This window comes from Acidisphaera sp. S103, assembly GCF_009765975.1.
Lineage (GTDB): Bacteria > Pseudomonadota > Alphaproteobacteria > Acetobacterales > Acetobacteraceae > Rhodopila.
Map to the genome: position 1 here is coordinate 178,329 of NZ_LMUJ01000063.1, position 2,146 is coordinate 180,474.

At 69.1% G+C, this 2,146-nt stretch carries 1 protein-coding gene and 1 pseudogene; both read right to left on the reverse strand.

Annotation, left to right across the window (positions count from 1 at the left end; genetic code table 11):
• Positions 1–548, reverse strand: a pseudogene (locus GSQ89_RS21635) (hypothetical protein); the annotation flags it as partial.
• The gene (locus GSQ89_RS21640) at positions 545–2,137 is read right to left on the reverse strand and encodes a 6-hydroxynicotinate reductase (protein WP_254073315.1); all 1,593 of its coding nucleotides are present in this window, start codon (positions 2,135–2,137) and stop codon (positions 545–547) included. The gene GSQ89_RS21640 and the pseudogene GSQ89_RS21635, both read right to left, overlap by 4 nt.
• Between the last annotated feature and the right edge of the window lie 9 nt (positions 2,138–2,146).

The following is a 2,146-nucleotide window of genomic DNA, read 5'->3' on the forward strand; positions in this document are numbered from 1 at the left end:
TCGTCCGTTCGTGCGAAGTGGGCCGGGACACGCCCGGCCATGACGGTGAGGGCGTGCCTGCCAGCCAAATCCTCTTCCCAGCCATGACGATCAGCAAACGGCCCCGTGCCGCCCACGACCGCCGAGGCCAAATCCGTCACCAGCCCGCACCGCAGCGACGTCCCCGGCGTCAGGTGGAACGCGATATCCCCGCCATTGTTGACGAAAGCGCGCGTCACACCGCGCCCCGCCACCATCGCCGCCAGAACCGCATCCGCCACCGCACCCGCCACCGCTGCCATAGGGGTAATGAAACCGCCGCGGAACGGCATGCACGCCGCGTGCATCGCCTGCGCCACCGAACCCGCCGGCCGTGGCGCCGGCAACGGCGAACGCAGCAGCGGCAACTCGGCGCAAAGATCGTCCAGCACGCTGGCAAAGAACGCTGCCGCCTGATCGTACGCAGCCCGCACCTCCCCCGGCTCCCCCCAGGCGCGGCACAGGCAGTCGATCGGCCCATGCTGCAGATGCAGCCGTCCATCCGGCAGCAGCGCGGCGATCGCGCTCATCGCACCGGGAAGTCCGTATCGTCGGGCAAAAGCACGGACCGGGGACGGTGCGTCCGCAGGACGTCCTCCAGCCGCCGCACCCGCCCCATATACCCACCAAGCCGAGCATACTCGGCCAGCGGCAAGGTAAACTCGATCGGCGCCACCAGCGCCGGAGTCGGCACGCTGCCGAACGCCAAAGCCGGCATGCGGGCGACATCGACCATGGTGGTGATGCCACCGCCCGGCCACACATACACCGCCGCCCCACCGCTGGTCACACGCGTCCGCCCGGATTGCACCGATCGTGTCAGCAGCACGGGATTTTCCGTCGCACCGGCGCGCAGCGAGCCACCCGCACCCGCCATGAACAGCACGGTGCACAGCGCCGGCTCGCAATTCTCCCCAATCCGAACCACCGCATCGGCGATCGCTGCCGGCATCGCCGCCGCCCGAGGCACCAGCGCCTCATCCAGAACGAACCAGGCCGCATGCTCTCCCGTGGTGGACACCATCAGCAAACGCAGCCCCGGCCACGCCGCTTTCGGATCGATCCGTTCGATAATCGTCAGCGGGTCCTCGATATCCGTCCCGCCCCAGCCCAGGCCGGGATTGGCCACCTGGAAATAACGCCCGGGAGTCGACCGCCGCCCGCGCACCCGGATGCCCGCCGGCCGCATGTCGAGGAACCGCCCCGCCTGATGTTCGGTCAGCACTCCTGTGATGTGGTCGTCGACGACGATTACCTCGTCCGCATGATCCAGCCACTGATTGGCGAAAATGCCGATCGTCGCCGACCCGCAGCCAACCCGCATGCGCCGCTCCTCCGCGCCGTCGACAATCGGCGGCCGGCCGGACTGCACCACCACCCTGGCGCCCCCGTCGATGCTCAGTTCCACCGCCTCGGCGTTGGCCAGCCGCAGCATCGTGTCGCAGGTCACGACCCCTTCTTTCTTGCTGCCGCCGGTCAAATGATGCACGCCGCCCAGGCTGAGCATCTGGCTGCCATATTCCGCGGTGGTGACGTGACCGACCGCCTCTCCATCGGCACGGACGGTGGCGGTTTCGGCCCCCAGATGACGGTCGGTGTCGATCTTCACCTTCAGGCCGCAGTAGGAGAACACGCCTTCGGACACCACCGTCACCATATCGACGCCGTCGATCTCGCTGGCGACGATGAACGGCGCCGGCTTGTAGTCCGGATAGGTGGTGCCGGCGCCGATAGCGGTGACGAACAGGTCTTTCGAGGCGATCGGATTGCCCGACCAGTCTTCCCCGGCAAACCGCACCAGTTCGGGTGAGCGGGCAACCAGCGTCAGCGGGTCCATCCGGGTCAGCACGCCCTCGACATTGCCGTAGCGGTCGCAGGCACCGGTCTTACCAGGCCGGATGCGGCACAGCACCGGGCAGGCATCGCACGTAACGATGCCTACCCCCGTCATGGCGGCGACGCCCGCTCCCGTCGTGGCGGCGGCGCTCACCCCCGTCACGGCCGCGACGTCCACCCCCGTCATGGCGGCGACGCCTACCCCCGTCATGGCCGCGGCGCCCACCCCCGTCATGGCCGCGACGTCCACCCCCGCCATGGCGGCGACGCCTACCCCCGTCATGGCCGCGAC

Coding starts and splice junctions, on each gene's coding strand:
- GSQ89_RS21640 (WP_254073315.1), bottom strand. CDS start 2,137: ATGACGGGGGTAGGCGTCGCCGCCATGGCGGGGGTGGACGTCGCGGCC.